At 64.7% G+C, this 26986-nt stretch carries 24 protein-coding genes; 9 read left to right on the forward strand and 15 right to left on the reverse strand.

The window, feature by feature from the left end:
- Nucleotides 1-6 precede the first annotated feature (6 nt).
- From recJ to AC628_RS24615, 6 genes are all read right to left on the reverse strand, one after another.
- Complete coding sequence (recJ, locus tag AC628_RS24590) at nucleotides 7-1848, reverse strand: single-stranded-DNA-specific exonuclease RecJ (RefSeq protein ID WP_074129366.1); 1842 nt, start codon at nucleotides 1846-1848, stop codon at nucleotides 7-9.
- A 152-nt stretch (nucleotides 1849-2000) separates the two neighbouring features.
- Nucleotides 2001-2720: a haloacid dehalogenase type II gene (locus AC628_RS24595; RefSeq protein WP_074129368.1), complete on the reverse strand. Its 720-nt coding sequence runs from the start codon at nucleotides 2718-2720 to the stop codon at nucleotides 2001-2003.
- Nucleotides 2721-2812: 92 nt separating this feature from the next.
- Nucleotides 2813-3811 carry a class II fructose-bisphosphatase gene (gene glpX / locus AC628_RS24600; protein ID WP_050420275.1) on the reverse strand — a complete coding sequence of 333 codons (999 nt, stop codon included), beginning with the start codon at nucleotides 3809-3811 and terminating at the stop codon, nucleotides 2813-2815.
- A gap of 79 nt (nucleotides 3812-3890) precedes the next feature.
- The gene (locus AC628_RS24605) at nucleotides 3891-5210 is read right to left on the reverse strand and encodes a homoserine dehydrogenase (RefSeq protein ID WP_074129369.1); all 1320 of its coding nucleotides are present in this window, start codon (nucleotides 5208-5210) and stop codon (nucleotides 3891-3893) included.
- A 38-nt stretch (nucleotides 5211-5248) separates the two neighbouring features.
- Nucleotides 5249-6469, reverse strand: a complete 1221-nt coding sequence (locus AC628_RS24610) for an LL-diaminopimelate aminotransferase (RefSeq protein WP_074129372.1) — start codon at nucleotides 6467-6469, stop codon at nucleotides 5249-5251.
- Nucleotides 6470-6685: 216 nt separating this feature from the next.
- Complete coding sequence (locus tag AC628_RS24615; RefSeq protein WP_074129375.1) at nucleotides 6686-6961, reverse strand: hypothetical protein; 276 nt, start codon at nucleotides 6959-6961, stop codon at nucleotides 6686-6688.
- A 293-nt stretch (nucleotides 6962-7254) separates the two neighbouring features.
- Between AC628_RS24615 and AC628_RS24620 the strand changes: the two genes are divergently transcribed.
- Nucleotides 7255-9063 carry a PHA/PHB synthase family protein gene (locus AC628_RS24620; RefSeq protein WP_074129378.1) on the forward strand — a complete coding sequence of 603 codons (1809 nt, stop codon included), beginning with the start codon at nucleotides 7255-7257 and terminating at the stop codon, nucleotides 9061-9063.
- Between the two features lie 121 nt (nucleotides 9064-9184).
- Entirely contained in the window at nucleotides 9185-9583 is a 399-nt protein-coding gene (locus tag AC628_RS24625; protein WP_074129380.1) for an MAPEG family protein, read from the forward strand.
- A 50-nt stretch (nucleotides 9584-9633) separates the two neighbouring features.
- Here AC628_RS24625 and AC628_RS24630 read toward each other — a convergent pair whose 3' ends face one another.
- The 6 genes from AC628_RS24630 to AC628_RS24655 form a co-directional block, all read right to left on the reverse strand.
- The gene (locus AC628_RS24630; protein ID WP_074129382.1) at nucleotides 9634-10224 is read right to left on the reverse strand and encodes a class I SAM-dependent methyltransferase; all 591 of its coding nucleotides are present in this window, start codon (nucleotides 10222-10224) and stop codon (nucleotides 9634-9636) included.
- A 14-nt stretch (nucleotides 10225-10238) separates the two neighbouring features.
- Nucleotides 10239-11216 (reverse strand): N-acetyl-gamma-glutamyl-phosphate reductase, encoded by a 978-nt coding sequence (gene argC, locus AC628_RS24635; RefSeq protein ID WP_074129384.1) that lies wholly within the window; start codon nucleotides 11214-11216, stop codon nucleotides 10239-10241.
- Nucleotides 11217-11340: 124 nt separating this feature from the next.
- Nucleotides 11341-12387 (reverse strand): N-acetyl-gamma-glutamyl-phosphate reductase, encoded by a 1047-nt coding sequence (gene argC, locus AC628_RS24640; protein WP_074129385.1) that lies wholly within the window; start codon nucleotides 12385-12387, stop codon nucleotides 11341-11343.
- Nucleotides 12387-13073: an FMN-binding negative transcriptional regulator gene (locus tag AC628_RS24645; protein ID WP_074129387.1), complete on the reverse strand. Its 687-nt coding sequence runs from the start codon at nucleotides 13071-13073 to the stop codon at nucleotides 12387-12389. The genes argC (AC628_RS24640) and AC628_RS24645 overlap by 1 nt, the downstream gene beginning before the upstream one ends.
- Before the next feature lie 220 nt (nucleotides 13074-13293).
- On the reverse strand, nucleotides 13294-14283 hold the full coding sequence (locus AC628_RS24650; protein WP_074129389.1) for an MBL fold metallo-hydrolase: 990 nt from the start codon (nucleotides 14281-14283) through the stop codon (nucleotides 13294-13296).
- Between the two features lie 146 nt (nucleotides 14284-14429).
- Nucleotides 14430-14960, reverse strand: coding sequence for a DedA family protein (locus AC628_RS24655; protein WP_074129391.1), 531 nt, complete (start codon nucleotides 14958-14960; stop codon nucleotides 14430-14432).
- Nucleotides 14961-15164: 204 nt separating this feature from the next.
- Here AC628_RS24655 and AC628_RS24660 point away from each other — a divergent pair, with 204 nt between their 5' ends.
- From AC628_RS24660 to AC628_RS24675, 4 genes are all read left to right on the forward strand, one after another.
- The gene (locus tag AC628_RS24660; protein ID WP_245321298.1) at nucleotides 15165-15515 is read left to right on the forward strand and encodes a hypothetical protein; all 351 of its coding nucleotides are present in this window, start codon (nucleotides 15165-15167) and stop codon (nucleotides 15513-15515) included.
- Nucleotides 15516-15642: 127 nt separating this feature from the next.
- A complete protein-coding gene (parE, locus tag AC628_RS24665; RefSeq protein ID WP_074129394.1) occupies nucleotides 15643-17703 on the forward strand; it encodes a DNA topoisomerase IV subunit B in 2061 nt (686 codons plus the stop codon).
- Between the two features lie 227 nt (nucleotides 17704-17930).
- Nucleotides 17931-18722 (forward strand): outer membrane protein, encoded by a 792-nt coding sequence (locus AC628_RS24670; RefSeq protein WP_074129396.1) that lies wholly within the window; start codon nucleotides 17931-17933, stop codon nucleotides 18720-18722.
- A gap of 199 nt (nucleotides 18723-18921) precedes the next feature.
- Complete coding sequence (locus AC628_RS24675; RefSeq protein ID WP_074129397.1) at nucleotides 18922-19692, forward strand: glucose 1-dehydrogenase; 771 nt, start codon at nucleotides 18922-18924, stop codon at nucleotides 19690-19692.
- An 88-nt stretch (nucleotides 19693-19780) separates the two neighbouring features.
- Here the strand turns inward: AC628_RS24675 and AC628_RS24680 are convergent, their stop codons facing one another.
- The 3 genes from AC628_RS24680 to AC628_RS24690 all read right to left on the reverse strand — a co-directional run bounded on the left by AC628_RS24680 (nucleotide 19781) and on the right by AC628_RS24690 (nucleotide 23571).
- Nucleotides 19781-20557 carry an outer membrane protein gene (locus AC628_RS24680; RefSeq protein WP_074129399.1) on the reverse strand — a complete coding sequence of 259 codons (777 nt, stop codon included), beginning with the start codon at nucleotides 20555-20557 and terminating at the stop codon, nucleotides 19781-19783.
- 200 nt (nucleotides 20558-20757) lie between these two features.
- On the reverse strand, nucleotides 20758-22002 hold the full coding sequence (locus AC628_RS24685; protein ID WP_210190257.1) for an FAD-dependent oxidoreductase: 1245 nt from the start codon (nucleotides 22000-22002) through the stop codon (nucleotides 20758-20760).
- Between the two features lie 72 nt (nucleotides 22003-22074).
- On the reverse strand, nucleotides 22075-23571 hold the full coding sequence (locus tag AC628_RS24690) for a caspase family protein (protein WP_074129400.1): 1497 nt from the start codon (nucleotides 23569-23571) through the stop codon (nucleotides 22075-22077).
- A gap of 343 nt (nucleotides 23572-23914) precedes the next feature.
- Here AC628_RS24690 and AC628_RS24695 point away from each other — a divergent pair, with 343 nt between their 5' ends.
- The 3 genes from AC628_RS24695 to AC628_RS24700 all read left to right on the forward strand — a co-directional run.
- Entirely contained in the window at nucleotides 23915-24868 is a 954-nt protein-coding gene (locus AC628_RS24695; RefSeq protein ID WP_074129401.1) for an AraC family transcriptional regulator, read from the forward strand.
- Nucleotides 24869-24984: 116 nt separating this feature from the next.
- Nucleotides 24985-25227, forward strand: coding sequence for a hypothetical protein (locus AC628_RS43125; protein WP_245321296.1), 243 nt, complete (start codon nucleotides 24985-24987; stop codon nucleotides 25225-25227).
- A 420-nt stretch (nucleotides 25228-25647) separates the two neighbouring features.
- A partial coding sequence (locus AC628_RS24700; protein WP_074129402.1) for a DEAD/DEAH box helicase occupies nucleotides 25648-26986 on the forward strand: 1339 nt, incomplete at its 3' end.

Consider the following 26986-nt stretch of genomic DNA (forward strand, 5'->3'; position numbering starts at 1 on the left):
CGTTTCTTATCGGATCACCGCCGGGCCCTGATCCGGTGCCGCGACGTCGAGGACACGGAATTGCACACGTTCGCTGCCTTGCCAACGGTCGACCGCGAGAGAGCCCGCCACGTGCAATTGCTGACCGCGATTTTGCGTCAAGGCGCTGCCGAGCTTCTGTCCGACGGAGCGGAAGGCGATACCGTTGACGATGGAACCATCGCCGGACTTGAAGCGCAGCCTCAAATGCGCCTGCCCGACCTCGTCGGCATAGACCAGCTGATGCGACGGCAACGCGATCACCGGCTCCGGATTGGCGGTGCCGAACGGCCCCGCGCGATTGAGCGTCGCGGCGAATTCCGGCGTCACCGCCCGCGCGGTCACCGCACCGTCGATGAACAGCTCGTTCTCGTGACGCGAATTGGCGACGTCGGCCGCCAGCGCGCTCTCCATAAAAGCGCGGAATTCGGCGAGCTTCTCCTTGCGCAGCGTGACGCCCGCCGCCATCGCGTGCCCACCGCCCTTCATCAGCAAGCCGTCATGCACCGCTTGCCGCACCGCCTTGCCGAGATCGACACCACCGATCGAGCGCCCCGATCCGGTGCCGATGCCGCCTGGCTCAAGCGCGATCGCAAACGCCGGACGCGCGAACTTCTCCTTCAGCCGTGCCGCGACCAGCCCGACCACGCCGGGGTGCCAACCTTCCGCCGCGGTGACGATGACCGCGCCCTTGTCCTCGAGCCCGAGCGAAGCCAATGCCTCGGCTTCGGCCTGGGCTTCGGCCGCCTGCTCGATCACGCGGCGTTCGTTGTTGAGGCGATCGAGCTCGGCCGCGATCCGCGCAGCCTCCGAGACATCGCCTTCGAGCAGCAGCCGGACGCCGAGATCGGCACGCCCGATACGGCCGCCGGCATTGATGCGCGGCCCCAGCATGAAGCCGAGATGCCATGCCTCCGGCGGGCCATTGAGCCGCGCCACATCCATCAGCGCTGTGTGGCCAACATGATCGCGGCGGCGCATCGCGATCAGGCCTTTTGCAACGAAGGCCCGGTTCAGCCCGATCAGCGGCGCGACGTCGGCGACGGTGCCGAGTGCGACGTGATGCAGCACGCTGAGCAGGTCCGGCTCCGGCATCTCGCGGGTCCAGAAGCCGCGCTGGCGCAGCTCGCGATTGACGGCGACCAGCGTGACGAACACCAGGCCGACAGCGGCGAGATGACCGAGCCCGGAGAGATCGTCTGGCCGGTTCGGATTCACCAGCGCGTCGACCTCGGGCAACTCATCTCCGGTCTGGTGATGATCGATCACCACCACCGACATGCCGAGCCTCCTGGCTTCCGCCAGCGGCTCGATGCTGGTGGTGCCGCAATCGACCGTGACCAGCAGCGTCGCGCCCTTGGCCGCCAGCGCGCGGACGGCGTCGACGTTCGGTCCGTAGCCTTCGAAGATGCGGTCCGGAATATGGATCAGCGGATCCAGCCCGCAATGGCGCAGATGCCAGGTCAGCAGCGCCGCCGAGGTCGCGCCGTCGACATCATAATCGCCGAAGATCGCGACCTGCTCGCCGCGCGCTGCGGCATCCGCGATGCGCTTGGCCGCGTGCTCCATCTCGGTGACCGTATGGGGATCGGGCATCAGCTTGCGGATGGTTGGGTCGAGGAAGTCCGCGACCCCGTCGATCGCGACGTCGCGCCCCGCCAGCACGCGCGCCAGCATTTCCGGCAGATTGTGCCGCTGCACGATCGCGAGCGCCCGCGCCGCTCCGCGCGCATCCAGCCGGTCGCGCCAGAGCTTTCCGGTCAGCGACCGCGTCACGCCAAGGAACGCCTGTGGCGCTTCGATGGGTAGTGCGGATGCGTGAAGTGTCATGATCCCTTCCGAACAGCGCGTTTTCAAGCGAAGTGGGCACCGGTTCGCGTGAAGAAAACGCGTCAAAATAAATCCGGCGCATCGGTCCTGATTCTATTAGGGCCGGTGCGTCGGGAAGGAATCGTAGCGCTTGAATGAATCGCAGGCCAGTTCTAGCAGCCCATCCGGCTGGCGATTTCCCCGAAATCCTTGGCCACGATGTCCCACGCGCCGGTGGCCTCGAAATCGACCTTCTGTAGCGGTCCGTATTCGGTCGGCCGCGCTACGAAGGCGGTCTTCAGGCCGTGCTTCTGCGCGTGCTTCAGGTCGTAGTTGTGGGCGGCGACCATCATCACCTGCTCCGGCGGCAGGCACAGCAGTTTGGCGGCACCGAGATAGGTTTCCGGATCGGGCTTGTAGTGCTCGAACAGCTCGGCCGACATCACGAGGTCCCACGGCAGGCCCGCGAACTTCGCCATGTTGGTGAGCAGCGCGACATTGCCGTTGGAGAGCGGCGAGATGATGTATTTCGTCTTCAGGCGGGTCAGCCCGGCAACGCTGTCGGGCCAGCCGTGCAGGCGGTGCCAGCCCAGCGTCAGATGTTGCAGGTCGGGCTCGGTGAGCCCCTTGATGTCGAACTGCGCGACCAGCTTTTCCAGCGAGCGGCGGTGCAGCACGTCGAGGATCACATAGCCATTCTGCGGGTTCTTGCGCACCTCGTCCATCGAGGCCGCATAGACCGCACGCCAGCCATCGACCAGCGCGGTCCAGTCGGCCTTGATGCCGCGCGTCTCTCCCCATGTCGTGAAATCGTTGATCAGACTGGTGCGCCAGTCGACCACGGTGCCGAACACGTCGAACACCAGCGCCTTGACCCCGGACAGCTCGGACATGCGCGTCTCCCTTGTTGTTCTTGTTGGTTCGTCATTCCGGGTGGATGCGAAGCACCCAACCCGGAATGTCGGAGATCGTATCCTGGTCCTGCTTAGTCCAGGTGGAACTTCTCGAGCTGCCGGTGCTCGGCCTTGATGTAGCGCACGGTGCCGGTGACCGAGCGCATCACGACCGTCTCGGTCTCGATCACGTCCTTCTTGAACTTCACGCCGGTCAGCAGCGAGCCTGTCGTGACGCCGGTGGCGGCGAACAGGCAGTCGCCCTTGGCCATGTCCTCGATGCCGTAGATCATCTTCGGATCGGTGACACCCATCTTGTGCGCACGCTCGCGCTTCTCCTCGGTGTCGAGGATCAGGCGGCACTGCATCTGGCCGCCGATGCAGCGCAGTGCGACCGCGGCCAGCACGCCCTCAGGGGCGCCACCGGTGCCGATATACATGTCGACGCCGGTCTCATCGGGCTTGGCGCAGTGGATGACGCCGGCGACGTCGCCGTCCGTGATCAGCTGCACGGCAGCGCCGGTCGAGCGCACGCTATTGATGATGTCGGCGTGGCGCGGACGGTCGAGCACCAGCACGTTGATGGCGGTCGGGTCGACGCCCTTGGCCTTGGCAAGACGGCGGACATTGTCGGCCGGCGGCGCGTCGAGCTCGATCACATTCTTGGCGTAGCCCGGGCCGATCGCGATCTTCTGCATGTAGACGTCAGGCGCGTGCAGCAACGTGCCGCCATCGGCCATCGCCATGGTGGCGATCGAGCCCGGCATGTTCTTGGCGCACAGCGTCGTGCCTTCGAGCGGGTCGACCGCGATATCGACCTTGGGACCGGCATTGAGGCCGACCTTCTCGCCGATGAACAGCATCGGCGCCTCGTCGCGCTCGCCCTCGCCGATCACGACCGTTCCCTCGATCGGCAGCTTGTTGAGCTCGCGCCGCATCGCGTCGACCGCGGCCTTGTCGGCGGCCTTCTCCTGACCGTGGCCGCGCAGCCGCGCGGCCGAAACCGCCGCGCGCTCCGTCACGCGCACGATTTCGAGCGTCAGGATGCGCTCGAGCAGCATCTGCGGCGGAACGGAAATATGGGTCGACATCGGCGTACTCCTTAAGCCTCGGGGACAGGCCAGCCTGCCCGCATCAATCGTCTCACGCCCGACCCGTTCAGGCCATGCGTTAGTTTTTCTCGATCCGGATCACCTGCGGCCTGCCGCTGATGACCTTATCGCGCTGCACTGCGGCCAGCGCACGATGCACGGCATCCTCGCTGGTCGCATAGGTAATCAGAATGACCGGAACCGGTGAAGGTTTTTTGGCCGCACCGTTCACATCGACGCCATCCGGATGCCGCTGCACGATGGATTCCAGAGATATCTTCTGTTCCGCCAGGCGGGTGGCGATTGTTGCGGCAGTGCCTGCAAGATCGCGCGCCATCAGGCGGATATAGTAGCCACCCTCATGGCGTTCCATCGGCGCCTTGGTGGTGTCGCGCAACCGTTCCACCGGACGCCCGAACGGCTTGGCCCGGATGCCACGGGCGACGTCGGCGATGTCGGCGACCACGGCCGAGGCCGTCGCGCCGCCGCCGGCGCCAGGGCCCACCAGCGTGATCGGCGGAATGCCCTCGCCGTCGATTGCGACAGCATTGGTGACGCCCATCACCTGCGCGATCGAGGATGATTTCGGCACCATGGTCGGGTGCACGCGCTGCTCAATGCCCTTTGCCGTGCGGACGGCCACGCCGAGCAGCTTGACCCGGTAGCCGAGTTCCGAAGCGGCCTTGAGATCTTCCGGCGTGATCGAGGAGATGCCTTCGACATAAACAGCGCTTTCCGCGACCTTGGTTCCGAAGGCGAGGCTCGCCAGGATCGCAAGCTTCTGCGCGGTGTCGTGACCATCGACGTCGAACGACGGATTGGCTTCGGCATAGCCGAGACGCTGGGCGTCCTTCAGGCATTCCTCGAACGACAACCCCTCCTGCTCCATCCGGGTCAGGATGTAATTGCAGGTGCCGTTCAGGATGCCGTAGACGCGGTTGACGCTGGTTCCGGCGAGGCCCTCGCGCAGCGTCTTGATCACCGGGATCGCCGCACCGACCGCCGCCTCGAAATTCAGCGCGCCGCCGTGCTTTTCAGCGGCTGCGGCGAGACGCAGTCCATGCTTGGCGATCAGCGCCTTGTTGGCGGTGACGACCGACTTGCCCGCCTTCAGCGCGGTCTCGATCGCGGACAGCGCGGGATCGCCGGCGCCGCCCATCAGTTCGACGAAGCAGTCGATGTTGGGATCTTCGGCGAGCGCTTCGGGGCTCTTCGCCCAGGCGATGTCGCGCAGGTCGAGGCCGCGCTTCTTGGCCTTCGAGCGCGCCGTGACGGCGACGACGCGAACGGGTCGTCCGCTGCGCTCGGCCAGCGCGCGTCCTTGCGTTTCGATGAGGCGGACGACATCGGCACCGACGGTGCCGAGCCCCGCTATGCCCACGTTCAGGGGTGCGACCATGGATTTAAGGGACCTGGAGATTAAGCAACCTGGAAGGATTAGCGTCGGTTGGCGAGAGGAACGACGTTGTGCAACGTTTCGATGCCGCTTTCAAGGAAGCGGCGCACGCCGCGCGCGGCCTGCCGGATGCGCTGCTCGTTCTCCACCATCGCGATGCGGACATAGCCCTCGCCGTGCTCGCCGAACGCGACGCCCGGCGACACCACGACGCCGGATTTCTCCACCATCAGGGTTGCGAACTGCATGCTGCCGACGGCCTCGAACTCCTTGGGCAGCGGCGCCCAGGCGAACATCGAGGCCTGCGGCGGCGGAATGTCCCAGCCGGCGCGGCCAAATGACTCAACCAGCGCATCGCGCCGCTTGCGGTAGGTGTCGCGCATCTCGCGGATGCAGTCGTCGGGACCGTTCAGCGCCGCGGTCGCCGCCACCTGGACCGGCGTGAAGGCGCCGTAATCGAGATAGGATTTGACCCGCGCCAGCGCTGCGATGATGCGCTCATTGCCGACCGCAAAGCCCATGCGCCAGCCGGCCATCGAGAACGTCTTCGACATCGAGGTGAATTCGACGGTCACGTCGATCGCTCCGGGCACCTGCAGCACCGACGGCGGCGGCTTGTCCTCGTCGAAATAGACTTCGGCGTAGGCGAGATCGGACAGGATGAAGATGTCGTGCTTCTTCGCGAATGCGACGAGATCCTTGTAGAAGTCGAGGTCGGCGACATAGGCGGTCGGGTTCGACGGATAGCAGACGATCAGCGCGATCGGCTTCGGGATCGAATGGACGATCGCCCGCTCGACCGCCTCGAAGAATTGCGGCGTCGGCTCCGACGGCACCGAGCGGATCACGCCGCCCGCCATCAGGAAGCCGAACGCATGGATCGGATAGCTCGGGTTCGGGCACAGCACGACGTCGCCAGGCGCGGTGATCGCCTGTGCAACGTTGGCAAATCCCTCCTTCGAGCCGAGTGTCGCAACGACCTGGGTATCGGGGTTCAGCTTGACGCCGAAACGGCGCGCGTAATAGGCGGCCTGAGCCTTGCGCAGGCCATTGATGCCGCGCGAGGCCGAGTAGCGGTCGGTCCGCGGCTTGCCCAGTGTCTCCTTGAGCTTCTCGATGACGTGCGGCGGGGTCGGCAGGTCCGGATTGCCCATGCCCATGTCGATGATGTCGGCCCCGGCGTTGCGCGCGGCCGCCTTGGCCTGGTTGACCTTTTCAAAGACGTAAGGCGGCAGACGGCGAATGCGGTAAAAATCTTCCATGGGACCCTTGCTCCGACAACCGCGATGCCAGAATCGCGCCCCTTTGGCTTGCTCACGGAAGCCTGCACGGCCTCTTACAGAAATCGCGCTGAATCAATGACTTAGAGCGAATTCAGGGCACGATCAGGGGGGCTGCGGCCGGATCTGCGGTTGAACTGGGTTTCTTTTAGCACGGACGCCGGGCGGCGCCAGCGCTGATCGGCCGTCTGACGCGGCTCACTTGCCGGCCTGGGCCGACGCCTGGGCCTGGCGTTCGCGTGCGGCAATCAGCTCCTGCTCGATCTTGGCCTGATCGGCCGGCTTGATCGTCGGATCGGCCCGGTCGGGCGGAAGGTCATGGACCGGGAGGTACCCGTTGGCATCCTTTTGCCGCGCCGGCGCGTCGGCCGGCATTGCCATATCGGCGATCGTGCTCGAGCAACCGCCCAGCGCCAGCAATGACGCGAGCAGCACTGCGGCCGCGAGCCCCCTGTTCTTCAGATCGATCGGCATGTGCCGAATTGTCCCCAACAAGCTAGCGCGCACGTCGCACGGTTGCCGACACGGGTCGCACTGGTACGAGCCTTGCAGCGTCCCCGCTGCGTTAATCCTGGCTTTAGTCGTTTCAAACCATTGTCGCCCGAAACGCTTAAACCGTGAACAGCAAAAGCGACCCCTGAGGCTTCAATATGACGGAACAAAGATTTTTTGTCGCACCGCAACAGAGCGAAACATCTGATTTTCACTGATTTTCGTTGCCGCACCGCGCGATGACGCCCCCCAAACGACGCGATAGTGTCCCCCAGATGAGCAACGTCAGCACCGACACCCAAGCCACCCCGAAATTCAACGCCGAAGCCTTCGCCATGAACATCGCGCGGGCGATGGAGAGCAGCGGCCAGGCGCTGGCAGCCTATCTCAAGCCGCGCCAGACCGGAGAAGTCCGCGACACGCCGCCGAACGAGCTCGGCGAGGTCATCAAGACCTTCAGCGTGATCGCCGAATACTGGCTGTCCGACAAGGAGCGCGCCTCCTCGCTGCAAATGCAGCTCGGCAAGGATTACCTCGATCTCTGGGGCTCGGCCGTGCGCCGCATGGCCGGCGAAGCCGATGCCAAGCCCGCGATCGCGCCGGCCCCGCGCGACAAGCGCTTCCAGGATCCGGAGTGGAAGTCGAATCAGTTCTTCGACTTCATCCTGCAGCTTTATCTGCTGACCGCGAAATGGGCGCAGCAGCTGGTCCACGACGCCGACGGGATCGATCCGCACACCCGCAAGAAGGCTGAGTTCTACGTCCAGCAGATCAGCAACGCGCTGGCGCCGTCGAATTTCGTCTTGACTAATCCGGAAGTGCTGCGCGCCACCGTCGAGACCAACGGCGACAATCTGGTGCGCGGCATGAAGATGCTGGCCGAGGATATCGAGGCCGGCCACGGCACGCTGCGGATCCGCCAGTCCGATCCGACCAACCTCGAGGTCGGCGTCAACATGGCGACGACGCCGGGCAAGGTGATCTACCAGAACGAGCTGATGCAGCTGATCCAGTATTCGCCGGCGACCGAGAACGTGCTGCGCACGCCGCTGCTGATCGTGCCGCCCTGGATCAACAAGTTCTACATCCTCGATCTGCGCCCCGAGAAATCCTATATCAAATGGTGCGTCGACCAGGGCATCACGGTGTTCGTGATCTCCTGGGTCAATCCGGACAAGGAGCTCGGCAAGAAGACCTGGGCCGACTACATGACCGAGGGCCCGCTCACCGCGATGGATGTGATCGAGAAGGTCACCGGCGAGTTGAAGGTGCACACCGCCGGCTATTGCGTCGGCGGCACCCTGCTCGCCTCGACGCTCGCCTATCTCGCCGAGAAGCGCCGTCAGCGCGTGACGTCGGCGACGTTCTTTGCCGCGCAGGTCGACTTCACCCACGCCGGCGACTTGCTGGTGTTCGTCGACGAGGACCAGATCTCGGCGCTGGAACGCGACATGCAGGAATCCGGCGTGCTCGAGGGCAGTAAGATGGCGATGGCCTTCAACATGCTGCGCTCCAACGACCTGATCTGGTCGTATGTCGTGAACAACTATCTGAAGGGCCAGCCGCCCTCCTCGTTCGACCTGCTGCACTGGAATTCGGACGCGACGCGGATGCCGTCGTCGAACCACTCCTACTACTTACGCAACTGCTATCTGGAGAACCGGTTGTCGACCGGCACCATGGTGCTCGACAACACGCTGCTCGATCTGTCGAAGGTGAAGGTTCCGGTCTACAACCTCGCCGCTCGCGAGGATCACATCGCTCCGGCGGAGTCGGTGCTGTACGGTTCGCAGTTCTTCGGCGGCCCGGTGAAATATGTGCTGTCCGGCTCCGGCCATATCGCCGGCGTGGTCAACCCGCCCGCCTCGAAGAAGTACCAGTACTGGACGAACGACAACATCAAGGACATGAAGCTCGCCGACTGGCTGAAGGGCGCCGAGGAGCACAAGGGCTCGTGGTGGCCCGACTGGCGCGGCTGGCTGGAGAGCCATGATCCGGAGACGGTGCCGGCGCGCATGGTCGGCTCGAACGGGGCGCCCGTGCTCGAGGACGCTCCGGGCAGCTATGTCCGCGTCCGCGCGTAGCGCCGAGTCTTTGCGTACTGCAAGGCTTCGCGTAGCGCCAGTCTCGTAGCGCCAAGTCTTCCGCTCAGCTATAAACAGACGATCCCGGCGGTCGGGAACGAATTCACGTGAGGGGGAGACGATGACGCGCGAACTGTTCTGGCTGTCGCTGACGGTGATCCTGACCGGGCTGTTGTGGATCCCCTACATCATCAACCGCTGCCAGGTACGCGGCCTCTCCGGCGCCATGGGCAATCCCTCGCGTGGCGACAAGCCGCATGCTGAATGGGCCAACCGGCTGATGTTCGCGCATGACAATGCTGTCGAGAACCTCGTGATCTTCGCGCCGCTGGTGCTGATCCTCAACGCGGCCGACTACTCCACCAAATGGACCGTGCTGGCCTGCGCCGTCTATTTCTGGGCCCGCGTCGCCCACCTGATCGTCTACACGCTCGGCCTGCCGGTATTCCGCACGCTGGCCTTCACGGTCGGCTTCCTTGCCCAGGCCGTGCTGGCGCTCGCAGTCTTCAAGATCCTCTGAACCAGATCTTCCCGCCGGTTGCGGCACCAGCCGCACCGGCGCGGCACCATCTATCCGCCCTTGCGCACGACGATATGCAGCATCGTCGCGGGCGCCTCGTCAAAACTGTTGATCTCGCTGGTGTCCGACGAGACCTCGGTCCACGTCCCTGAAGAGGCGTAGGTCGCCGCCAGCCAGTCCGCCGCCGGATAATTGTAATAGCGGCCGATGCTGTCGCGGCCATCGCCGTGGCCGATCTTGTAGCTCGCGTAGAACACGCCGCCAGCTTTCAGCGCCCGATGGATGCGGCCGATTATGCCGGCCAATTCGTCGCGCGGCACATGCAGCAGGCAGGCGCTCGCCCATACACCGTCATAAGCCTCACGATCCTCGAGCTCGTCGAACAGCATCGCCTCGACGGGGTGATTGATGCGGCGCGCCGCGACCTCGGCCATCTCGGGGGAACCGTCGGTCGCGCGCAGCACGAAGCCTTCGGCGAGCATGACGGCGGCATGATTGCCGGCGCCGCAGCCGAGTTCCAGGATCGACCCGCCCGGCGGCAACAGCTTGAGAAAGCCGATCAGCCGGGTGGACGGTGCTTTCGCCCACCCGGCATAGGCCTCGGCATTGCGCCGGTAGAATTGCAGCGTGGCGTCGTCCACGATGCGCCCTGCCGTCAACTATCGGCCAGACCGAGCATCAGCCGCATATTCTGAACCGCGGCACCCGAGGCGCCCTTGCCCAGATTGTCGAGCCGGGCAACCAGCACCGCCTGGCGATGCTTGTCGCTGGCGAACACATAGAGCTCGAGCTGGTTGGTCTCGTTGAGCGCTTCCGGCTCGATCTTCCCGCCCGCGGCCGCTTCGTTCTGCAGCGGCATCGCCGAGACGTATTTGCTGCCGGCGTACCACTTCGCCAGAACAGCCTGCAGATCGGCCCCGGTCGGCTTGCCCGGCAGCGCGTCGAGCTGCAGCGGCACCGAGACCAGCATGCCCTGCCGGTAGTTGCCGACCGACGGGATGAAGAGCGGCCGCCGCGTCAGATGCGAATAGAGCTGCATCTCCGGCACGTGCTTGTGCTCGAAGCCGAGGCCGTAGAGATGGAAGGCCGGCGCCGAGCCGTCCTCGAAGCTCGCGATCATCGACTTGCCGCCGCCCGAATAGCCGCTCACCGCGTTGATGGTGACGGGATAATCGGCGGGCAGCAGGCCGGCATCGACGATCGGTCGCAACAGCGCAATCGCGCCGGTCGGATAGCAACCGGGATTGGAGACCTTCGGCGCGGTGCGGATCTTGTCGGCCTGGCCGGGCGCGAGTTCGGCAAAGCCATAGGCCCAGTCGGGCGCGACCCGATAGGCGGTCGACGCGTCGAGCACCTTCGGCGCTGAATTGCCCATGGTGTCGATCAGCGCAACGGTCTCCTTGGCGGCGTCGTCAGGCAGGCAGAGGATCACGAGATCCACCTCCTCCATCAGCGCGCGCTTGGCACCGGCGTCCTTCCGCTTGTCCTCGGCGATATGCTTCACCGCGACGTCGCCGATTGAGTGCAGCCGCTCCTGGATGCCGAGACCCGTGGTGCCGGACGCGCCATCGACGAACACGGCCTTGGTCGCACCGCTCTTGGTTTTCGGCTGGTGGGTGTCGGTGAGGGTCATGGCACGTTCCTTTCGAGCTCGTTCGTTTCGTTTGCTAACACATCTGGCCGCGCTGCGCCGCCAATCCGAGGATGGGCAATTATCGTTGGATCGAGCGTGTACTCGTCCACGACAAACACCCCCCTTATGGAAACAGCGCGATCTGCTCCAGTCCGGTGGTTTCGGGCAAGCCGAACATCAGATTCATGTTCTGGATCGCCTGTCCGGCCGAGCCCTTCACAAGATTGTCGAGCGTCGAGAGCACGATGGCGCGGTTCTCGATCCGGTCGGCGACGACGCCGATCTGGACGTAGTTCGAACCACGCACGTTCTGCGTCTGCGGCAGCACGCCCTTCTTCGTCACATATACGAACGGCTCGTTGGCGTAGGCCTTTTCCAGCTCGGCGCGCAAATCGTCCGGCGTAGCCCCGTTGAGCTTGACATACGATGTGCAAAACTCCCCTCGCGCCATCGGAATGAGATGCGGGGTGAAGTTCACGGTCACGGCCGAGCCCGCGGCTGCGCCGATCTCCTGCTCGATCTCCGCCGAGTGTCGATGGCTTCCGATCGAATAGGGCGACAACCCTTCGCCGGCCTCGCTGAACAGCGTGTTCTGTTTCAGTCCGCGTCCGGCGCCGGTGACGCCCGACTTTGCATCGATGATGATGTCGTCGACGTCGATCAGCTTTGCCTTCGCCAGCGGAACAAGCGCCAGCAGCACTGCGGTCGGATAGCAGCCGGGACAGGCCACGAGTCGCGCGGCGGTGATCTTCTCCCGGTAGAGTTCGGTCAGCCCATAGACGGCCTCGCCCTGCAATTCGAACGCCCGGTGTTCATGGCCGTACCACTGCGCGTAGCTGTCCTTGTCGCGCAGCCGGAAATCCGCGGACATGTCGAGGATCTTGATTCCGGGATTGGCTTTGAGCACCGCAGCGATGATCTCCTGCGTCGTCCCGTGCGGCAGTCCGCAGAACACGGCATCGAGCCGTGTCCAGTCGACCTTTTCCCATTCCACGAGTTTTGGCAGGTCGAGCATGAAGAAGTGAGGAAACACCTCGCTCATCGTCTTGCCGGCATGGGTGTTGGCGGTAAGCGCGGTGATCTCGGCATTCGGGTGCCGCGCCAACAGGCGCACCGCGTCGGAGCCGGTGTAGCCGGACGCGCCCAAGATGCCGATTTTCTTCCTCGTCATCACACGCCCCCTTGAAGCGTCGTCATTTCGGTTTGTGTCGTTGCGAAAGCCTCCGGGCGCACCTCGCGCATCAAAGCCGCGATCTGCCGGGCACCAGCTTCGGCCTGCAAAGCGAGCGCGTTACCGACCGCAGCAAAGTCGGTCTCGGACTTGTGCTGGTTCAGCTTGAAGCTGCCCTCCACCTCTTCCACCGTCATCTCAAGGCCCACGATCGCCTTCTTCATGGCATCGAGCCGCGCCGCTGTCATCTTGCCCGATGTCCAGTTACTTGAAGTCCCGGGCCTCTTCGGCGACAACCGATCCTCGAACTTGGCGGTCAGCACGTCGATCAGAACCGCAAGTTCCGCGCCCGACAGGGCCCGCACCGGCCCGGTCAGATGCACGGCCTGATAGAGCCAGGTCGGCACCTGATCGGGCGACACATACCAGTCCGCCGACACATAGGCATCGGCGCCGGTGACGGCCAACAGCCAAAGCGCTCCGCCCGCCAGCTTTACCAGCGGATTGTGACGGGCAGCATGAAACAGCGCCCGCGGCGTGCCGTCGTCGGCATAGCTCAGATAGAACGGCAGCGCGGACGCGATCGGCTTGCCGCCGTCCCACGCGCAGGCAAGGCCGAAACCGCGCGCCTCCGCGAAGGCGAGGCTTGCGGCACGGTCGGGCCTGAAAGGCGGCGGCGTATACATGGTCGAACACTCCTGCTTGACGAAGGAGCCGCCAGATCGAACCGCGTGTCTTTTTGAGGAGCGCGCCGCGGGATCAGGTCCGGCGGCAGAGGCGATGGTCTTAAACGCGAGCGACCGCCCATACCGCGAGAATGCGGCGGCGGCGGGCAATGATAATGGTCGCGGCGTTGATCATGGGCGCGGCTATAAGGCCGCGCCCCTTTTGCGTCAAGGAAAACCGTCAGATCACCGGATTCCACGGCGCCGGCACGACACGGTAGCCGCTGCCGTCCTTCACCACATTGCCGAGGCCGGGGAACGGATAGTGGAAGCCCTGCACCTGGAGCCGCTCCGCGACGATCATGTCGTAGACGCGGCGGCGGGTCTTCTCGGCGACGTCGGCGTCCTGGTCGAAGAACGCGTGCCAGCCGGGATTGGTCGCGAACAGATGCGGATTGTTGGTGACGTCGGACTGGATGAACACCTTCTCCGAACCCGAGGCCAGCACATAGGAGGTATGGCCCGGCGTATGGCCCACGGTCTCGACCGAGGTGAGGCCCGGCGCGATCTCCTTGCCCCATTCGTAGGGCGTGACCTTCTTCTTAAGGGCAGCCTCGAAGATGTTGCGGTTGTTCTTGAACAGGCCCTGCATGCGGCCGGCCGGCGCACGGCTCATTTCGCCATCATCCATCCAGAACTTCCATTCGGGCGCCGGCACCAGCACTTCGGCGTTCGGGAACGCCGGCGTGCCATCCGCGGTGAGCAGACCGTTCACGTGATCGCCGTGGAAATGCGAGATCACGACCATGTCGACATTCTTGGGATCGAATCCGGCTGCGACGAAATTGTCGGCGAACAGGCCGTTGGCGCCCTTGGAGCTGGCCTTGGCCAGCGCGCCGTTGCCGGTGTCGATCACGACCAGCTTGCCGCCGGTATTGAGCACCAGCGGCGCGTACCAGATCGTCACCATGTCGCGCGGCATGAACGCCTTATCCAGCGCCGCGTTGACATCGTCCCGCTTTGCATTCGGAATGAAGGAGTCTTCCAGCTTGAAGACGGTCTTGCCGTCGGACACCGCGGTGACGAGGATGTCGCCGACCTTGTAGCGATAGAAGCTCGGCGCCTGCTTGTCGGCCGCGGGCGAAGCGGCATTGGCCGGGAGCGCCGGCAACAACGGTGCAGCGGCGATGCCGGCCGCGCCGGCGAGAGCGTGACGTCGTGTCAATTCCATGTGTTGTCCTCCCAGTGAAACGGCGCCCGATGAATTCGCGCTCGGCGGCGCGGTCGTAACAACGTTTCGATGCTCGCGCGATGGTGGCAGCGCGAGCACTTGTCATCCCGCCTAACCCCTGCATCTCAGCCTTATTCCGGCTCCCGCTACACCGCCCGCCACATCCATTCGAGGGCCTGGGCAATGACGTCGCCGAACAGCAGCAGCGCCGCCGACCAGACCAGCGCGGAAACGAAATTGGCGATCTGGAATTGCCAGTACGACATTTCGAAAATGCCGGCCGCGAGCGGCACCGAGGCGCGCAGCGGGCCGAAGAAGCGGCCGATGAAGATGCTGGGCACGCCCCAGGTCTTCACGAAGGCCTCGCCGCGCGGCAGTATCTCCGGATAGCGCGACAGCGGCCACATCTGCGCGACCTGCTCCTTGTAGCGATAGCCGAACCAGTAGGAGACCCAGTCGCCGAGCGCAGCGCCAATGCCGCCGGCGATCCAGATCGGCCAGAAATTGATCCCGCTGACGCCGATCAACGCGCCGATCGCAACCAGCGCGCCCCAGGCGGGCACCAGCAATGAAATGAAGGCAAGTGATTCAGCGAACGCCAGCAACATGACGATCGGAGCGGCCCAGACCTGGTGATGGCGGACGAATTCGGCCAGGGCCCGCGCAAAGTCTTCCATCTCGTCGTGTGCCTTCCGCTCCGTTGGACCTCGAATGAACCTTTCTAACGGCACGCAGCCTAAGAACAGGTAAGCCAGCCCATTGCGTGACATCAAGTCACAAAGGCGGGGATCAAACGTGATCTCCGGTAAGGCCCCTGCGGTCCAGGCTGGCTGGCATCTCCCTTACAAAAAAGGAATCACTGGATGATCGGGTCATTGATGATGTGCGTGAGCGTACTCGTCTTGCTGTTCGGAATGCTCGCGGGCATCGCCATGGGTATCCAGCACGACTTCACGTTGGGGCCGGCGCACGCGCATCTCAATCTCATTGGCGGCGTGCTGCTGTTCCTGTTCGGCCTCTACTACCGGCTGGTGCCGGCGGCCGGCAGCATGCTGCTGGCCAGGATCCAGGGCTGGCTGCATATCGTCGGCGGCGTGCTGTTTCCGGCCGGCGTAGCCGCCGTGCTGTTGAAAGGTCCCGCGTTCGAGGCGGCGCCCATCGTGGGATCGCTGATGGTGGTCGCGGCGATGGCCCTGTTCACGGTCGTTGTATTCCGCACCTCGCGGGCGTAATCGCAAACGCCTATCTACAGGGACGGCCGGGCCTTAAGGGCGCGGTCGTCCCCATTGGCAGCCCATCCGTGGCATAGTCAGAGCAACCGATTCGCCGCGCCATGACTGGCGCGCCACTTGAAGAAACATGGCCAAATCATTGAAGTCGAACGCGAAAAGCAAATCTGCTGACGATCTGTTCGGAACCTCGGAACCGAAGGGCCGCGCCCCGGCGAAGGCCGCTTCCCGGCCCGCGGGAGGCGCCGAAGCCGGCTATACCGCGGCTGACATCGAGGTCCTGGAGGGCTTGGAACCGGTCCGGCGGCGCCCCGGCATGTATATCGGCGGCACCGACGAGAAGGCGCTGCACCACCTGTTCGCCGAGGTGATCGATAACTGCATGGACGAAGCGCTGGCCGGTCACGCCACCTTCATCGACGTCGAGCTGACCGCCGACGGCTTCCTGACCGTGACCGACAATGGCCGCGGCATTCCGGTCGACCCGCATCCGAAATTCCCGAAGAAGTCGGCACTCGAAGTCATCATGTGCACGCTGCATTCGGGCGGCAAATTCGACTCCAAGGTCTACGAGACCTCGGGCGGCCTGCACGGCGTCGGCGTCTCCGTGGTCAACGCGCTCTCCTCGCGGCTCGAGGTCGAGGTCGCGCGCAGCGGGCAGCTGCATCGCATGACCTTCGAGCGCGGCCATCCCAAGGGCAAGCTCGAGGACCTCGGCAAGGTCAACAACCGCCGCGGCACCCGGATCCGCTTCAAGCCGGACACCGACATTTTCGGCGCCAAGGCGGCGTTCAAGCCGCAACGCCTGTTCAAGATGACGCGTTCGAAGGCGTATCTGTTCGGCGGCGTCGAGATTCGCTGGCACTGCGATCAGGAACTGCTGAAGGGCGTCGAGGACGTTCCGGCCGAAGCCAAATTCCACTTCCCCGGCGGCCTGAAGGATTATCTCGCCGCAGCGATCCACGCCGACACGCTGGTGCATCAGGATATCTTCTCCGGCAAGTCCGGCCGCAGCGGCGCGCATGGCGCGTGCGAATGGGCGGTGGCGTGGACGGCCGATGCCGACGGCTTCCTGTCGTCCTACACCAACACGGTGCCGACACCCGACGGCGGCACGCATGAATCGGGCCTGCGCAGCGCGCTGCTGCGCGGCCTGAAGGATCACGCCGAGCGCGCCGGCCAGGGCAAGCGCGCCGCCTCCATCACCTCGGAAGACGTGATGGTTGGTGCGGCCGTCATGCTCTCGGTGTTCGTGCGCGAGCCTGAATTCCAGGGCCAAACGAAAGACCGCCTCGCCACCGCCGAAGCGCAGCGCATCGTCGAACAGGCCATGAAGGACCCGTTCGACCACTGGCTGTCGGGCAATCCGAACCAGGCCAACCGGCTGCTCGACTTCGTGATCGATCGCGCCGAGGAACGGCTGCGCCGACGCCAGGAAAAGGAAACCGCGCGCAAGACCGCCGGCAAGAAGCTGCGTCTTCCCGGCAAGCTCGCCGACTGCTCCGATGCCGGCACCGAAGGCTCAGAGCTCTTCATCGTCGAAGGTGACTCGGCCGGCGGCAGCGCCAAGCAGGCGCGCGATCGCAAGACCCAGGCCGTGCTGCCGCTGCGCGGCAAGATCCTCAACGTCGCATCGGCCGGCAAGGACAAGCTGACCGCCAACGCGCAGCTCTCCGATCTGGTGCAGGCGATCGGCTGCGGCACGCTCGCGCACTACCGTGAAGAGGATCTGCGCTATCAGCGCATCATCATCATGACCGACGCCGACGTCGACGGCGCGCATATCGCTTCGCTGTTGATCACCTTCTTCTACCGGCAGATGCCGCGACTGATCGACGAGGGGCATCTCTATCTGGCAGTGCCGCCGCTCTACAAACTCAGGCACGGCACCAAGTCGATCTACGCCCGCGACGACGCGCACAAGGAAGAGCTGCTGAAGAGCGAGTTCAACGCCAACGCCAAGGTCGAGGTGAATCGCTTCAAAGGCCTCGGCGAAATGATGCCGGCGCAGCTTAAGGAGACCACGATGGATCCGGCCAAGCGCACGCTGCTGCGCGTGGTGCTGCTGGCCGACGATCGCGAGGGCACCGCCGACTCGGTCGAGCGGCTGATGGGAACCAAGGCGGAAGCCCGCTTTGCCTTCATCTCCGACAAGGCCGAATTCGCCAGCGACGATCTGCTCGACGTTTAGGCCACAACCAACTGATTTGAAACGATTTTCGGCCGCCTCCAGCTCGGGGCGGCCGTTTTTCATTCGCCTGTTTGGAGAGTGCCAGCGGCTTCGTTTTCGGGCGGTTGTGTCTCACCCGCAACAGCATTTCCGGCGGAACCACGTATAGTCCCCAACATGAGTTTCGGGAATCGGTGCCAGCGCACTCCCGTCAGCGACCCGATCGAACGCTAGTCGAGGATTTGGATATGAAGAAGATTTTGCTCGCTCTGACCGCGGTTGCTGCGATGACGGGTTCCGCGTCGGCCGCCGATCTGGCCGCCCGCCCCTACACCAAGGCTCCGGCCCCGATCGCAGTGGCGCCGAGCTGGACCGGCTTCTACATCTTCGGCGGCGGCGGCGGCGGCGTCTGGGACGCTGACACCGGCGTCCAGTCGACCGTCACGGGCGCGCCGATCCTCGGCTTCAACCAGCGCCAGGGCGGCGACGGCTGGTTCGGCACCGTCGGGGCCGGTTACGACTGGCAGACCGCCAACAGCTGGGTCATCGGCGTGTTCGCCGACGGTCAGTTCGGCAGCCTGAAGGGCACCATCCAGGATCAGGGCCTCGGCATCGCCGGCAACATCAAGAACGACTATAGCTGGGCCGCCGGTGCGCGCCTCGGCTATCTGATTGCTCCGAACGTCCTGTCCTACGTCAACGCCGGTTACTCCAGCTCGCACTGGAAGGGCACCACCCTGTTCAACACCGCGACCGCTCTTCCGGTCGGTGGGCACACCAACGGCTTCGATCGCAGCGGCTGGTTCGTCGGCGGCGGCGTCGAGAACAACCTGAACATCTTCGGCATCACCGCGCCGGGCTGGTTCATGAAGACCGAGTACCGCGCCGCCTACTACGACAACAAGAACATCTCGGAACTCGCCGACGTCACCAACATCTCGAATGGCCGCGACATCACCTTCAAGCCGTTCGTCCAGACCATCAGCACCTCGCTGGTCTACCGCTTCAACTGGACCGGCCCGGTGGTCGCCAAGTACTGATCCTTGCTGACATAGCAGACGAAAAGCCCCGGCATTCTCCGGGGCTTTTTTGTTGTCCTGGTGTCTTCGGGAACAACCTCGCGCACTCGCGTTCTTCACACGTACCTGGCGCAGGGCCGACCGGCCGCTCCCGATCTGGTCAGCGTTCTGACGATCGGGCACTCTCGCGACCAGATTCAAACCACAGCGGACAACAACAATGAGAAACGGACAGTTTGATCTCACGGGCCGGGTCGCGATCGTCACCGGCGGCAATGGCGGCATCGGGCTCGGCATGGCGCGCGGTCTCGCCGATGCCGGCGCGGCAGTCGCCGTGGTCGGCCGCAACGAGACGAAATCGAAGGCCGCGGTCGAGGATCTGGTCAAGCGCGGCGTCAAGGCGATCGCGGTTGCCACCGACGTGACCGACAAGACCGCCGTCGCGGCGATGGTCGAGCGGGTCAATGGTGAGCTCGGCCGCATCGACATCCTCGTCAACAATGCCGGCATGAGCATCCGCAAGCCGCCGCACGAGCTCGAGCTCGACGAGTGGAGCAAGGTGATCGACACCAACCTCACCAGCGCCTTCCTGTGCTCGAAGGCGGCCTACCCTGCGCTCAAGGCGTCGGGCCACGGCAAGATCATCAATATCGGCTCGATGATGTCGATCTTCGGCGCAAGCTTCGCTGCGGCCTATGCCGCGAGCAAGGGCGGCATCGTGCAGTACACCCGCGCCTGCGCCAACGCCTGGGCGGCCGACAACATCCAGGTCAACGCCATTCTTCCCGGCTGGATCGACACCGATCTGACCAAGGGCGCGCGCCAGCAGGTTGCCGGGCTGCACGAACGCGTGCTCGCGCGCACGCCGGCGGCGCGCTGGGGAGCCATCGACGACTTCGCCGGCATCGCCGTATTCCTGGCGTCGCCGGCGTCAGATTTCGTCACCGGCACCGCGATCCCCGTCGACGGCGGCTATTCGGTCATGGCCTGAAAGATACGCGCCTGAGACACACTGGCCCGAAACACAGAAGCCCCGGCGACCGCCGGGGCTTCTGCATCCTGTTCGCCTCAGTCAAAACTCAGTAGCGCGCGATGACCGGCGCGTCGAACTTGTAGTTCATGCGCACCACCGCCCACTGGATATCGCGCGGCTTCGCGTCGAACGTATAGGTGCCCGCCGCACTGCCGGCGAGCTGATAGGTCTGACGCTCGAAGGCCGCGTAATTGTATTCGACGCCAATGGTCCAGTTGCGGGTGATGCCGTATTCCCAGCCGGCGCCGATGGTCCAGCCGCTGGCCCAATGGATCTGGCTGCCGGAGCCAATTGACGGCGGAACGTTGTCGACGACGGACAGGCGGTTGTTCACGCCGGCATAGCCGCCCTTGAAATAGAGCAGATTGTTCTGGATCGCGTAGCCGGCACGGCCGACGATCGTCGCCATGACGTTCGAGCGCCAGCTGAACTGATCGTCGCGGCTGACGCCGAACACCGTGTTGGTGACGCGGCCGGAATTGTCGAGCCCGGAGATGGTGCCCTCGACGCCGAACACGAAGTTGTTGGCCTGCCAGTTGTAACCGATCTGGCCACCGCCCATGAAGCCCGAGCCGCGCTGCCGAAAGCCCTGGCCGGGCGCGAGATCGCCGAACACCGTCGTGTTCGCGCTGTTGACCCACTGCTCGTTGGTCCAGGCGCCGCCGAGATGGCCGCCGACATAGAAGCCGGACCAGTTGTAGAGCGTTTCGACGTAAGCCGGCGCCTTGGTGTAGGGACGCGCAGCGAGATCGGCGGCCGAAGCGGCGCCGATGCCGAGCGCGGTGGTTGCAGTCAACACGGCAATGAATTTGGCACGAAACACGATGGCACCCCCAGGTTGTCCGATGGGCACCAGCTTTCCCAGAGAGACCCTTACCAAAAGAAAACCGCGGGAACCGGCAGCGCAGAATCCGTGTCCGCCGGTTTCGAATCATGTCCCTCTGTTGCAACCGCGCAACTTCTAACAGCTAAATTAAGCAGCTGTTATCCTTGATAAATTCCTTCCGCACGCGCGGCCGCGCGTCAGCTTCGGGCCGGCGAGTGCACGTGCTCCGGCCGCACCCCAACCGCGACGAGACGGGCCGTCAGCCCCTGCAGCCAGGGCATCGCCGTGATCAACCGCAACGCGAACGGCACCGGTTGATCGCCTCCCTTCAGCGCGGCGCTGATGAGGTTGTCCTGCGCGATCACCTGCATGCGCTGCGTCAGGCGCACCGGGAATTCGCGGCGACGCCGCACCGCATCGAGCTCGCCCTCCGACGGGCAGCCTTGCACGAGCTTCGCCGCCAGGATGTTGGCGGTCGCGACCGCATCCTGCACCGCGAGGTTGACGCCGACGCCGCCGATCGGCGACATCGCGTGCGCGGCGTCGCCGATGCAGAGCAGGCCCGGAAGGGTCCAGCGCGTCAGCCGGTTGATCGCGACCGTGAGCAGCTTGACCTCGTCGAAGCTCTTCACGTCGGCGATGCCGGGCTTGAGGATCGGCGCGAGCCGCAGCACGTCGTCGAGCAGCGCCGGCAGTCCCCTCGCCTTCACGGCCTCATATCGTCCCTTGGCGATCACATAGGCGCATTGCCAATAGTCGCCGCGGTCGAACGTCACCATCATCTTGCCGTGGTCGATGCGGGCGAACAAATTCTCGGTCTCGTCCGAGCGCCGCCCGACGCGAAACCACAGCACGTCCATCGGCGCGCCGATCTCCTCGACCTCGAGGCCGGCGCGCTCGCGCACGATCGAATGGCGGCCGTCGCAGCCGATCACAAGATCCGCCTCGATCTCGATCGGGCCATCAGGCGTGTTGACGCGGACACCCGAAACGGCGTCGCCGCGCCGGATCACGTCAGTCGCCTCGGCGCTCATCAGCACGCGCAGCGAGGGAAAACGCTTGCCGCTCTCGCGCAGGAAATTCAGGAAGTCCCACTGCGGCATCATCGCGATGAAGGGATATTTGACGCTGAGGCGGCTGAGATCGGCGACCCGCACCGAGGTGCCGCCGAACATGCCGTCGAGCTTCTGGATGTTCTGGTGCGGCAGCTTCAGGAAGCCGTCGATCAGACCGAGCTCATCCATCACCTGCAGGGTCGAGGGATGCACGGTGTCGCCGCGGAAATCGCGGAAGAAATCGGCGTGCTTCTCCAGCACCACGACATCGACGCCCGCGCGTCCGAGCAGATAGCCGAGCATCATGCCGGCCGGCCCGCCGCCGACCACGCAGCAGCGCACCTTCATCTGACGCGTATTCGGCCCTGCCGGATTGCCTGCATCCATGATGCCGTCCTCACCGCTGCCTCGCCCATCGGGCTCCGACTGTAACGCGGATCGGACGACAAGGATGCAAGGCTAGCGCCGGAAGGTCTTGATTTCCGACACGCTGCCGTCGCGATAGGTCAGCTCGACCGAGACCGATTTGGTCTGCGGCGCGAGCTTCAGATAGGGCTGCGCGTCGGACGGGATCGCACTCGGATCGCGCGAATTGCAGGCCGGCATCTTCAGCACCTTGTCCGGCACCGCGGTGTCGATGCCGATCCGCACCTCGCGGATCGCGCAGCGATACGACATCAGGTGGGTGTAGTAGACCAGCAGCCCGTTGAATTCGCGGAACGACAGCCAACTCGTCGCAGTCATGTCGAGGATCTTGCGCTGGTCGCGGATCAGCGCCGCGTCAGGATCGAACTTGATCGGGAACGGTCCCTGCATCTCGCCCTGGGTATCGACATAACGCAGCTCGATCGTCGCCGCCGGCGCGTCGGCCGGCAGCTCGATCGATGGATTGGGCATCCGCTTGCGCGTGCGCGGGTCGAGCGTGTCCATGAAGCCGGTTTCGCGGAAGTCGCCGCTATCCCCGATCCGCCAGGAAATGCCGAGCGTCGGATCGGCGATCGAGAACACGACGGTCCAGCCGCCATTGTGCCGCGAGAAGCTCGCGATCGGCGCGTTGACGGTATCCTCCTTCGGCAGCTTCGGCACCGAGACCGGCGGCAGCGCGGCCACCTGCTGCGGCGGAGCGGACGGCTTGGCCGCCTCGGCCTGCGCCTTCGCCGCCCCGTTCAGGAAGACGTCGTCGACCATCTGGTCGAAATAGACCGGGATCTGCTTGTGCTTCACGGTCTCGGCCATCTCGCTGACCAGGCGCCGCGTGCGCTGTGCGACCTGCACGAGATTCTCGCCGGGCTGCAGCAACTCCTTGGCAAAGGTTCGCGTAAACACCGAATTGGGATTGGCATCGTCGTTCGACAGCCGGTCGAGCGCGGTCTGGCGCGGCCCCGCCGAAAACACCGAGAACACGCCTTCGGGCAGCTGCGTCATCGGCGCAAGGCCGCCGCCGCCGGCAACCGCGCGCGTGCCGGCCCGCTCGAACGGATTGTTGCGGCAGGCGTCGAACACCAGGATCGAGGTGCGCGCCTTCTTGTTCTGCAGCCGCTCGATGATGCGGTCGGCGAGAACCGAGGCGTCGCGCACCAGCTCCTCCTGTCCTTCGGTCGCCGCCGGTACGTCGGTCGGCAGCAGGAAATTCTGGCCCGCGATCTCGAAGCCGTGACCGGCGTAGAAGAAGAACGCGGTGTCACCGGGTTCCACGGCGCGGTCGAAGGCGAGCAACGTCTCGGAGAACGCCTGCCGGTTCAAATTCTCGGCCACCATCACGTTGAAACCGAGCTGCTTCAGCGTGTCGCCCATGGTGCGGGCGTCGTTGACCGCCTTCTGCAGCTTGGGCACGTTCCTGTAGTCATTGTTGCCGATCACCAGCGCGACGCGCTTTTCGGCCTGGGCGGGCACCGCCGATGCGACGAATGCGACCGCCAACAGGGTCGCTGAAAGTCTCGAAAGCCAGCTCTTCATCCCAATTCCCGCCTGCACGACAAGTGCGCCGCTCGTGCGACCGCCGCCTGAAGCATGAGCCGGAAAAGTGCGAAGCGGTTTTCCGAAAAGATCATGCTCAGAAAAAGACCTAAAGCGCGATGACGATCCGAACTGATCTCTTCGCGCTTTAGTAGTCGGATCAGCCGTTTGGCCGGTTCAAGGCCTGCGGCGGATGGCCGTCATGCTGGCCATTCCGTAGCGACCATGGGGCGTCCCGACCGTCCCAGGTCAAGTTTCTTTTTACGGCCCGCGTGATAGATTCGGGGCTTCACTCCGGCGCGAGCTCTCCACAGGTCCCCAAGGGTTTTCCAGGCGCTTTTCCGTGTACACATGGTCCACTGAGCAGGTCGATCCCCGGGATCGCTTCGACTATTGGCGCGAGGTGCGCGCCAAGGGGTTGTTCGGCGTCACCGCGGAACTCGAACCCGAGCATCGCCGCGACTTCTTCGGCGAATTCTCGCTGCGCAAGCTCGGTGATGCCGGCCTGGTCGAACTGCGGGCCTCGCCCTACCGCGTCGAGCGGGGCGCGGGCGACATCGCCGACGCACGCAGCGACAGCCTGTGCATCTACCAGCAGCTCGGCGGTGGCGGCTGGTTCGGCGGCGCGCGGCTCGATGAATTCGCGGTGCGCGACGGCATGTTCGCAACCAGCTATTCGGATCTGCCCTATCGCACTGTCCCGCTGCACGAGGACGGCTTCCAGCTGCGCATCATCAAGATCCCGGTGACCGACATCGTCCCGCCGGGCGCCGAGCTCGGCGAACTCGTTGCCAGGCCCGTGCAGGATGAGACTGCGCTGCAGCCGCTGCTGGAATCATGCTTCCACGACCTCGTCGACGGCAACGATGCCTCGGCGGCTGACCCGGCCCCGATGGTGCAGGCGCTGGCCCATATCGCACTGATCGAGCGCGGTATCATGCGGCCAAAGAGCCGGCTCGCGCAGCAGGCGTTGCGCACCGCCCACCTGTCGCTGGCCCGCCGCCTGATCCGGCGCCATCTGTCGAATGCTGCACTGACGCCAAGCCTGATTGCCGGCCTGCTCGGCATCTCGGTCCGTCACCTGCACATCCTGTTCGAAGAGACGGAGATGAGCTTCTCGGAGACCGTCACCGCGCTCAGGCTCGCGCAAAGCCGCCGCCTGCTCCGCGAGCAGTCCGGGCAGACCATCGCCGAGGTTGCCTTTGCCTGCGGCTTCGAGAGCCTCGCGACGTTCTACCGCCTCTTCAATGCGTCCGAATCGATGACGCCGGGCGATTACCGAGCCCGACCGGCCTGAGCGTCCGTCCGGACGCGCAGGCGCACCGGGCTCTTGCGGGTTGCTAAAGCGCGTTGATGCCCGTAATCGGGATACCCCGGCGCCATACGCCGTCCCTCGTCGTCCCCGGACTCCTGATGTCGAAGAAGATGATCAAGCCTGGACCCGACCTGCTGACGCAGGTCAATCAGGCTTTTCTCGACTACGCCTACAGCGGGCTGTCGATGGTCGGGCTGGCGAAGGCCCTGCGGCTTCACGCAGCGCGCGCTGTATTACTACTTCAGCAACAAGGAAGAGGCGTTTCGCGCCGTCATCGCCTGGCGCCACGTCGAGGACGTCGCCCGCTGCGTGATTTCGGAATATTAGAAGAGTATCCGTGAGTTGCCCGGCGTGTCAACTGGCCGGGTCGAAAGTCGGCCCGGCGGCTCCTTTGCGTGGGGTTGTTTTCGATATTTTGGCAACGCATCCAGTTGCAAAGTCGGCGCGGGCCCCCGCCGGGGTCTCGCCATCCGATCTGGAAGCCGCGATTCATTTGACCGCCAAATGACGGAAGTGACGGTTATTTTGGCGAAAACGTTAAGCTTTTTCGGCTATCCGCCCGGTTCCAAGATTGACTTTACCGGGTTCGCCCCTATGTTGCAGGGCAACGCGGCCCTCGGATCGAAACGCGATTCGTCAGGTTTGCCGTCCGTCAGCGTTAGTCAGAGCCCCCGAGCTTTATCAAAAAGCGAGCCGTTTCGGGGCCGAACGCGACAGCCTTTTACCTGCGATGCCGAACGGCGGTTTCGACCAGAGGCTCAATGTCTTTTTCCAATCTAGGCCTGTCCGACAAGGTCCTCGCCGCAGTTGCGGCCACCGGTTACACCACCCCTACCCCCATCCAGGAACAGGCAATCCCGCACGTTCTCGCCCGGCGCGACGTCCTCGGCATTGCCCAGACCGGCACCGGCAAGACCGCTGCCTTCGTTCTCCCGATGCTCACCCTCCTCGAGAAAGGCCGCGCCAGGGCACGGATGCCGCGCACCCTGATCCTCGAGCCGACCCGCGAGCTTGCCGCGCAGGTGAAGGAGCAGTTCGACAAATACGGCGCCGGTCAGAAATTGAACGTGGCGCTCCTGATCGGCGGCGTCTCGTTCGGCGACCAGGACTCCAAGCTGATGCGCGGCGTCGACGTCCTGATCGCAACGCCCGGCCGCCTGCTCGACCACACCGAACGCGGCGGACTGCTGCTCACCGGCGTCGAACTGCTGGTGATCGACGAAGCCGACCGCATGCTCGACATGGGTTTCATTCCCGACATCGAACGCATCTGCAAGCTCGTCCCCTTCACGCGGCAGACCCTGTTCTTCACCGCGACGATGCCCCCGGAGATCAGCCGCATCACCGAGGCTTTCCTGCACAATCCGGCCCGGATCGAAGTCTCCAAACCCGCAACCACCGCCGTCACCGTGACGCAGTTGCAGGTCCCCGCCGGTCGCGAAGCGCACGACAAGCGCGAAATCCTCCGCCGCCTGCTGCGCGACGCCAAGGATCTGAACAACGCGATTATCTTCTGTAATCGCAAGCGCGAAGTCGCCGTCCTTCACAAATCGCTCCAGAAGCACGGCTTCAGTGTCGGCGCCCTTCACGGCGACATGGATCAGTCGGCGCGCACTGCGGCCCTCGATCAATTCCGCAAGGGCGAGATTCCGCTGCTCGTCGCCTCCGACGTCGCCGCCCGAGGTCTCGACATTCCCGCGGTGAGCCACGTCTTCAATTTCGACGTACCGCACCACCCCGATGATTACGTCCACCGCATTGGCCGCACCGGCCGCGCCGGACGGACCGGTACCGCGATCTCCATCGTCACCTCGCTCGATAGCAAGTCGATGACTGCGATCGAGAAGCTGATCGGCCAGCCGATCCCGCATGCTGAGGGCGACTACGCTGTTCACAGCGAAGCCACCGACGAGGACACCGCGCCGCGCCGCTCGCGCAGCCGCGAAGGTTCGCGCGACGGCGCCCGTGGCGGCCGCAAGCCGCGGCGTGAGCGCGAAGCGCGTCACGGTGAACGCGAGCCGCGTCAGGACCAGGAGCCCCGCCAAGAGCGCGCAGCCAAGTCGGAGCGCGAGCCGCGCCACGGCCGCGGCACCTCGCCCC

This window comes from Bradyrhizobium sp. NAS96.2 (assembly GCF_001908235.1).
Taxonomy (GTDB): domain Bacteria; phylum Pseudomonadota; class Alphaproteobacteria; order Rhizobiales; family Xanthobacteraceae; genus Bradyrhizobium.

Coding starts and splice junctions, on each gene's coding strand:
- recJ (WP_074129366.1), bottom strand. CDS start 1,848: ATGACACTTCACGCATCCGCACTACCCATCGAAGCGCCACAGGCGTTC.
- AC628_RS24595 (WP_074129368.1), bottom strand. CDS start 2,720: ATGTCCGAGCTGTCCGGGGTCAAGGCGCTGGTGTTCGACGTGTTCGGC.
- glpX (WP_050420275.1), bottom strand. CDS start 3,811: ATGTCGACCCATATTTCCGTTCCGCCGCAGATGCTGCTCGAGCGCATC.
- AC628_RS24605 (WP_074129369.1), bottom strand. CDS start 5,210: ATGGTCGCACCCCTGAACGTGGGCATAGCGGGGCTCGGCACCGTCGGT.
- AC628_RS24610 (WP_074129372.1), bottom strand. CDS start 6,469: ATGGAAGATTTTTACCGCATTCGCCGTCTGCCGCCTTACGTCTTTGAA.
- AC628_RS24615 (WP_074129375.1), bottom strand. CDS start 6,961: ATGCCGATCGATCTGAAGAACAGGGGGCTCGCGGCCGCAGTGCTGCTC.
- AC628_RS24620 (WP_074129378.1), top strand. CDS start 7,255: ATGAGCAACGTCAGCACCGACACCCAAGCCACCCCGAAATTCAACGCC.
- AC628_RS24625 (WP_074129380.1), top strand. CDS start 9,185: ATGACGCGCGAACTGTTCTGGCTGTCGCTGACGGTGATCCTGACCGGG.
- argC (WP_074129384.1), bottom strand. CDS start 11,216: ATGACCCTCACCGACACCCACCAGCCGAAAACCAAGAGCGGTGCGACC.
- argC (WP_074129385.1), bottom strand. CDS start 12,387: ATGACGAGGAAGAAAATCGGCATCTTGGGCGCGTCCGGCTACACCGGC.
- AC628_RS24645 (WP_074129387.1), bottom strand. CDS start 13,073: ATGTATACGCCGCCGCCTTTCAGGCCCGACCGTGCCGCAAGCCTCGCC.
- AC628_RS24650 (WP_074129389.1), bottom strand. CDS start 14,283: ATGGAATTGACACGACGTCACGCTCTCGCCGGCGCGGCCGGCATCGCC.
- AC628_RS24655 (WP_074129391.1), bottom strand. CDS start 14,960: ATGGAAGACTTTGCGCGGGCCCTGGCCGAATTCGTCCGCCATCACCAG.
- AC628_RS24660 (WP_245321298.1), top strand. CDS start 15,165: ATGTGCGTGAGCGTACTCGTCTTGCTGTTCGGAATGCTCGCGGGCATC.
- parE (WP_074129394.1), top strand. CDS start 15,643: ATGGCCAAATCATTGAAGTCGAACGCGAAAAGCAAATCTGCTGACGAT.
- AC628_RS24670 (WP_074129396.1), top strand. CDS start 17,931: ATGAAGAAGATTTTGCTCGCTCTGACCGCGGTTGCTGCGATGACGGGT.
- AC628_RS24675 (WP_074129397.1), top strand. CDS start 18,922: ATGAGAAACGGACAGTTTGATCTCACGGGCCGGGTCGCGATCGTCACC.
- AC628_RS24685 (WP_210190257.1), bottom strand. CDS start 22,002: ATGGATGCAGGCAATCCGGCAGGGCCGAATACGCGTCAGATGAAGGTG.
- AC628_RS24690 (WP_074129400.1), bottom strand. CDS start 23,571: ATGAAGAGCTGGCTTTCGAGACTTTCAGCGACCCTGTTGGCGGTCGCA.
- AC628_RS43125 (WP_245321296.1), top strand. CDS start 24,985: ATGTCGAAGAAGATGATCAAGCCTGGACCCGACCTGCTGACGCAGGTC.